Source organism: Ornithinibacillus proteolyticus, from assembly GCF_039581225.1.
In the GTDB taxonomy this organism is placed as follows: Bacteria; Bacillota; Bacilli; order Bacillales; family Amphibacillaceae; genus Ornithinibacillus; species Ornithinibacillus massiliensis.
Genome location: NZ_JBCPXV010000085.1, coordinates 1 through 5452, shown reverse-complemented (window position 1 = coordinate 5452; position 5452 = coordinate 1). Strand labels below are relative to the sequence as shown.

The window sequence follows — 5452 nt, the reverse complement described above, 5'->3', positions numbered from 1 at the left end:
CGCCTCTAAAGCGAGTTAACTTAAAAAAAATGACAATAGCCTAATGAAAATGGTTCCAATCATCCAAAAACGATGATCGGAACCATTTTTTTATTATTCTTGGCTAGTTATGTCCCAGCCCCTTTTTCTTATTCCGTTGCTTTCTTGTTGTTATAATATTGAACACCAAACTGGGAACCCTCGGATACCATTTTAGCATTTTCAAGTTGATCAAGTTCCAACTCTTCTACCTCATCTGGCTTCCCAGCCTTTAAGAAGGTCAAGTCTTCACTAAATTCACTGTTGTTTGAAGAAGGATGTTTTTTAAATTTAGTAGCACCTATTAAATATCCTGCAACTCCTGCCCCAATAGCAGATACGATATAACGTTTTTTCATGTCAACCATCCTTTCTACCTTTTCTCTTAATGTACCTCTTCTTAATAGAAAATAAACATATCGATGATTAGTTATGTTATAGTGGTAATATAGTCCAATTTGAGGTGGTTATGTGCAAGTAAAATGTGTATTATGTGATGTCGTTGAAATTATTGAGGATTATTCGCTTCAAGCAAAAAGACTAAGAAATAAAAAAACGTATATGTACCTATGCGATAACTGTAACGAACGTATAAAAGAAAGAACGTTAGAGCGCCATGCAACAAACAAATTCCGTCTATACGAAGAAAAGAAAAAAGAAGATGAGTTAATTTAAGCAGCCGATTAAATAAACAAAATTCCCATTTCACTTTTGGTGTAAGGGAATTTTGTTTATTTTATTATTTCTTGTTAATTAAATGAATCGTAATAGAAAAATCCTTTTACTTTTCGTATCAAAACTACGGATAGCGTGAGAAATACCCACCATATTAGCCAAGAACATAAATCGCTTTCAGAATCCTGCTTTTATGCTTTTTTCGCTTGCCTCTGCAAATACATGCGAATACGATAGATGGCAAGTACTACACAAATTACAACTAAACTCTCCGTCATAGGTAGTGGTTGTGCAGCAAGAGTTGCTGGCATAATAATAAATAAAATATTAAGGACGAAGATTCCTATGGCTAACAAAATGTAGACTATAACTGATTTTAAGATAGGTAGTTTTTTTGCAAAACCTAATTTATATGCAATTGCAGCTAGGATTAAATTTGCAACGTACAGTATATTAAATACTTGATCTACACCGTATTGTTCCATGACATAATTATAAACCATTCAAATCCCCCATTATGTATATTCATCACTAATCATACTAAATAAAAAATAAACTTGCTAGTGTTAGCTAAACATGTAATTTAGCTTGCTATACGATTACGTAACAACAACTATTCATTATAACAGTTTTTTGAAAAACTCTCCTTTCCTTTATGTATCAGAAAAAGGCTTCTTGCCTGATACCGGAAAGACAGATAATTAATCTTTCCTATCACCCCAAAAAGATTTATACTAGATATTGTACAATAGAGGGAGTGTCTTACATGAAAAAAATAAATATACCAGCATTATTATTAGCATTAGTCGTTGTAGCAATGTTTGTTGGAGTAGGATTGGCAATTGCTATGCGTAATATTTGGTTGATTGTATTATTTATTGTGTTAGGATTTGCTATCATGGGCTTTGGAATAGCAAATAAAAAGAAAAAAAGCGGCTCACAGGCGTGAGTCACTTTCTTCCTTTTACAATAAAATCTTTAATGATACGGTTATGTACATCCGGATGACCGACAAAGACAGCGTTTCTTCCTACCATATTAATCGGGTCTCCATCAATATTCGTTGTTACACCACCAACTTCATTGACAATGATCATTCCAGCCGCAATATCCCACGGTGATAAGCCCATTGTTAAATAACCTTCTAATATTCCTTCTGCAACATAAGCAAACTCTAAGGCTGCAGAGCCATATGTTCTCGTCCCACGTGCAGTTTTCACCAATTGCTGCATTACTTTTTCATCAACTAATCGGTTCTCGCAAAGCCATAAATGATTTAATCCAATAACAGATTCTTCTAGAATCATTCCTTCTTTTAATGGGGGAAGCTTTTTCTCATCTTTATATGCTCCTAGCCCCCGTAAAGCAGTGTATAATTCATCCTCCATCACATTATAAATAAGACCAATTTCCCCTACACCATCCTGATAAATCCCAACCGATATGGCAAAGTTTCGTTTTTGCTGAACAAAATTCATTGTTCCATCAATAGGATCAATAATCCAAACCGTTCCATCAAGAGAATCAATCTCATCCCCAAAGCCTTCCTCGGAAAGTAATAAATGATTTGGAAATGTTGTTTTAATTTTTTCTACAAAGAACTTCTCCGTGTTTTTATCCATCTCAGTTACTAAATCATTTGGATTTGATTTTGTACCAATTTCTAAAGGGTCATCTATTGTATTCCGTATAATATTTCCGGCTTCCAATACCCATTCCTTAGCATAATGAAATAACGCTTCACGTGTTTTATTATCCATATGTATAGCCTCCAATATGTCTACTCCTATTTATAGTATCAGAATTTCAAAAGCTAGTCATACATGAGGACTTTTTTATTAACCTTGTTAAAGTAAACCTATTATGGCCGATTCAATAACTAAACGGTAAGAATCTCATTACTTCAGTGAGTCATTGTTTACAGTCAACCTGCCAAAAAACACTCAAGGAAGTAGAAGCTGTGCGCTTCTCCCCTTGAGCAAAGGAGGTTATTTATCTAAGAGCTCTAATAGATTTTCGCGTAACTGCTTTAGTCTTTCTTTCGATTTAATAATCTGAACTTTATCATTTTCCTGTAAAGCATCATAAAGCGTTAATAATTCATAATCAATCTCCATTTTGATAACAGGAATCTTTTCCTTCTCTTCCATTCTTCTAACTTCTTCTAAAATATATTTCAACAGCCTACACATCCCTTCAATCGAATTCCTAGGTAAATAACCTGTGTTGTCCAAGTTTTCGTGAACAATCTGTTTGTTTCTTTATATATATGAGTTTTTGTTCAATTCGTTCACATTTATAACTGTCCAAATCGTACTATAACGATTTAATCACTTGACTAGTTTATATTCAGTTGTTCATAATAATAACTATAAATAAATAGGAAAGGTGTTTTTCATGAGTATTAGAGGATTTGTCAAAAGTGATTTTGACACATTTCAGATAGATGGATTAGATGCAAGAATGGAAGCAATACAAAATCGAATCCAACCAAAGTTCAAAGAAATTGGACAGGAGTTGGTAGAATATCTTTCTACTCAATTAGGTAATGAAGTTTATCTCCATATTGCCAAGCATGCTAGAAGAACAGTAAATCCACCAAAGGATACTTGGTTAGCCATTTCTCATAATAATAGAGGCTATAAAAAACATCCGCATTTCCAGGTTGGATTATTCGATGATCATTTATTTATTTGGATGGCGTGTATTTATGAATTAGAAAATAAAAGCGAAATTGCCAAAGCATACTTAGCTAATTTTGATCAAATAAAGAAACTGCCTGGAGACTTTGTTATTTCGTTAGATCATATGAAAAAGGATTCGTTATCTATTCAAGATTTGGAAGCTAAACATGTAGAACGATTCCGTGATGTAAAAAAAGCTGAATTTCTTATTGGGAAACATCTTTCCCCTAGCAATCCTATCGTATCAAATGGAGAAGAATTAGTTCAGTTGATTAAGGATACCTATGATCAGTTAATTCCATTTTACCGAATGGCACTTCAATCATAATAGCAAAGGGAAATTCCACATAAAATTGGAACTTCCCTTTTTTTCATCACATTTTAATTAGACCACTCTCACTATCTCTTGCCTTTTTAACGACTTGGTAGCAAGAATAACCAGAGTCTTTTTCAAACTCTTGAAAATATCGTTTTTCCTCACTTTTTGCCGGTACAATTTGCTTAAACTTTCGATAGCCAGCAAGCAAAATATCTCGGTCGATCCCTTTTTCATAAGCTCTTTCTATTAAGGAAAAAAATTGAACAACATCAATTATCTCTTCTTTTGACCAACTTGAATCAAAGGGGTATGTGTAATTCATCTTTTCCTTCACCTCATTCCTTCCACTGTTTGCGTATTTCTTCCGCTTCAGCAATCATTCTTTCGATTAGTTCTTTTACAGAAGGTATATCTTCTATGCCAGCTACCCCCTGTCCAGCCCAACCAAACCCGTGATCTATTTCACCTTTATAAATATAGTTCCTATTCGCTACGCCACTTATGTAATCTTTTAACCCATCATATCCAACTTCTTTTTCTTCTAATTCCAATATTTTATCTGTCCAGGAATTTTTTAAAGCTCGAGCTGGAGCCCCTAATGAACGTTTAATTACAACAGTCGAATTTTCATCTGCTTCTATTATGGCCTGTTTGTACACTGGATGAGCATGAATACATTCTTTCGTTGCGATAAATCGTGTTCCCATTTCTATACCTTCTGCACCTAATGCAAGACTAGCCATCAATCCTCTTCCATCTATAATACCACCGGAAGCAATGACTGGTATGGATACATGATCAGCTACTTCTGGTGTTAATACAAAAGTACTCGTATCTGCTCTTCCTAGGTGTCCACCACCTTCATGTCCTACAACAATAACAGCGTCAGCTCCCAATTGCTCTGCTTTCTGTGCTTGTCGTTTCGCAGCTACTAAGACTAATGTCTTAATGGGATGTTCCTTTACCATTTCTAAAACACCTTTTGGATTTCCACCTGTCACTGAAACAACCGGAACTTTCTCCTCGATAGCCACCTGCACCATATCTTCGTACGGTCGGTTGTGTTGCCCGATAGCAAAGTTTACACCAAATGGTTTATCGGTAAGTTCTTTCACTTGTATAATTTCACTTCTTAATTCTTCAGGTCCAGGCAAACTCATAGCAGTAATTTGTCCTAGTGCACCAGCATTGGAAACAGCAGCAGCTAAATCCGCGTATGCTAAATAAGCAAGCCCACCCTGGATAATTGGATATTTTATATGGAATAATTCTGTAATTCTAGTAGTCCATTTCAATTTTATTTCCTCCATTTCATCTTTCTTATCCCATCTTACCATGCTTTTTAAACAATATAAAAAAGTTGCATAGCTATGCAACTTTAAAGAGGATAATATGAGGATAATATATCGCTGTTTTTAATTAACTAAAGCATTCATTGCTTCGATTTACACTTTGGGCAAGTGCCATACAATATTGCCACCTTTTCATTCTCATAATGTTCAATAGTCTCCTGGCATTGCTGACAAACGATTGTACCCATTTAAAACCAGCCCCCTCTTTATTATATAACATTCTAATTATAGTATATAACAATTAGATAAATAACTGTAATTAGTATAACATATTAGTTAAAATAGAGTAGGCGCATGAATCACTCATGCGCCTCTCGCAGTTCCGTACGTGCGGGTCATCGCATACGGCTCCTCCATGATTATTCCCTTTGGGAATGATGTTCATTGTAAATATCAACCAGAGA

At 34.8% G+C, this 5452-nt stretch carries 10 protein-coding genes; 3 read left to right on the top strand and 7 right to left on the bottom strand.

Annotation, left to right across the window (positions count from 1 at the left end; genetic code table 11):
* Nucleotides 1-128: 128 nt before the first annotated feature.
* Nucleotides 129-377: a hypothetical protein gene (locus AAIB49_RS19365; RefSeq protein WP_339215475.1), complete on the bottom strand. Its 249-nt coding sequence runs from the start codon at nt 375-377 to the stop codon at nt 129-131.
* A gap of 112 nt (nt 378-489) precedes the next feature.
* Here AAIB49_RS19365 and AAIB49_RS19360 point away from each other — a divergent pair, with 112 nt between their 5' ends.
* Entirely contained in the window at nt 490-693 is a 204-nt protein-coding gene (locus tag AAIB49_RS19360) for a YlaI family protein (protein ID WP_339215476.1), read from the top strand.
* 191 nt (nt 694-884) lie between these two features.
* Here the strand turns inward: AAIB49_RS19360 and AAIB49_RS19355 are convergent, their stop codons facing one another.
* Nucleotides 885-1196 carry a YlaH-like family protein gene (locus AAIB49_RS19355; RefSeq protein ID WP_339215477.1) on the bottom strand — a complete coding sequence of 104 codons (312 nt, stop codon included), beginning with the start codon at nt 1194-1196 and terminating at the stop codon, nt 885-887.
* A 263-nt stretch (nt 1197-1459) separates the two neighbouring features.
* On the opposite strand from AAIB49_RS19355, the gene AAIB49_RS19350 reads away from it, so the two are divergent.
* The gene (locus tag AAIB49_RS19350; RefSeq protein WP_339215478.1) at nt 1460-1642 is read left to right on the top strand and encodes a DUF5325 family protein; all 183 of its coding nucleotides are present in this window, start codon (nt 1460-1462) and stop codon (nt 1640-1642) included.
* Between the two features lies 1 nt (nt 1643).
* On the opposite strand, the gene AAIB49_RS19345 is transcribed toward AAIB49_RS19350, so the two are convergent.
* Nucleotides 1644-2453 carry an inositol monophosphatase family protein gene (locus AAIB49_RS19345; RefSeq protein WP_339215480.1) on the bottom strand — a complete coding sequence of 270 codons (810 nt, stop codon included), beginning with the start codon at nt 2451-2453 and terminating at the stop codon, nt 1644-1646.
* A gap of 228 nt (nt 2454-2681) precedes the next feature.
* A complete protein-coding gene (locus AAIB49_RS19340; protein ID WP_339215481.1) occupies nt 2682-2873 on the bottom strand; it encodes a hypothetical protein in 192 nt (63 codons plus the stop codon).
* A gap of 217 nt (nt 2874-3090) precedes the next feature.
* On the opposite strand from AAIB49_RS19340, the gene AAIB49_RS19335 reads away from it, so the two are divergent.
* On the top strand, nt 3091-3705 hold the full coding sequence (locus tag AAIB49_RS19335) for a YktB family protein (protein WP_339215482.1): 615 nt from the start codon (nt 3091-3093) through the stop codon (nt 3703-3705).
* Between the two features lie 46 nt (nt 3706-3751).
* On the opposite strand, the gene AAIB49_RS19330 is transcribed toward AAIB49_RS19335, so the two are convergent.
* The 3 genes from AAIB49_RS19330 to AAIB49_RS19320 all read right to left on the bottom strand — a co-directional run bounded on the left by AAIB49_RS19330 (nt 3752) and on the right by AAIB49_RS19320 (nt 5236).
* On the bottom strand, nt 3752-4018 hold the full coding sequence (locus AAIB49_RS19330; RefSeq protein WP_339215484.1) for a UPF0223 family protein: 267 nt from the start codon (nt 4016-4018) through the stop codon (nt 3752-3754).
* Between the two features lie 13 nt (nt 4019-4031).
* The gene (locus AAIB49_RS19325) at nt 4032-4991 is read right to left on the bottom strand and encodes an NAD(P)H-dependent flavin oxidoreductase (protein ID WP_343458996.1); all 960 of its coding nucleotides are present in this window, start codon (nt 4989-4991) and stop codon (nt 4032-4034) included.
* Between the two features lie 137 nt (nt 4992-5128).
* On the bottom strand, nt 5129-5236 hold the full coding sequence (locus AAIB49_RS19320; protein ID WP_339215486.1) for a GapA-binding peptide SR1P: 108 nt from the start codon (nt 5234-5236) through the stop codon (nt 5129-5131).
* Nucleotides 5237-5452: the final 216 nt, after the last annotated feature.

Excerpts from the sequence above, each read along its gene's own strand:
- AAIB49_RS19335 (WP_339215482.1), top strand. The coding sequence starts at position 3,091 with ATGAGTATTAGAGGATTTGTCAAAAGTGATTTTGACACATTTCAGATA.
- AAIB49_RS19320 (WP_339215486.1), bottom strand. The coding sequence starts at position 5,236 with ATGGGTACAATCGTTTGTCAGCAATGCCAGGAGACTATTGAACATTAT.
- AAIB49_RS19350 (WP_339215478.1), top strand. The coding sequence starts at position 1,460 with ATGAAAAAAATAAATATACCAGCATTATTATTAGCATTAGTCGTTGTA.
- AAIB49_RS19330 (WP_339215484.1), bottom strand. The coding sequence starts at position 4,018 with ATGAATTACACATACCCCTTTGATTCAAGTTGGTCAAAAGAAGAGATA.
- AAIB49_RS19345 (WP_339215480.1), bottom strand. The coding sequence starts at position 2,453 with ATGGATAATAAAACACGTGAAGCGTTATTTCATTATGCTAAGGAATGG.
- AAIB49_RS19355 (WP_339215477.1), bottom strand. The coding sequence starts at position 1,196 with ATGGTTTATAATTATGTCATGGAACAATACGGTGTAGATCAAGTATTT.
- AAIB49_RS19365 (WP_339215475.1), bottom strand. The coding sequence starts at position 377 with ATGAAAAAACGTTATATCGTATCTGCTATTGGGGCAGGAGTTGCAGGA.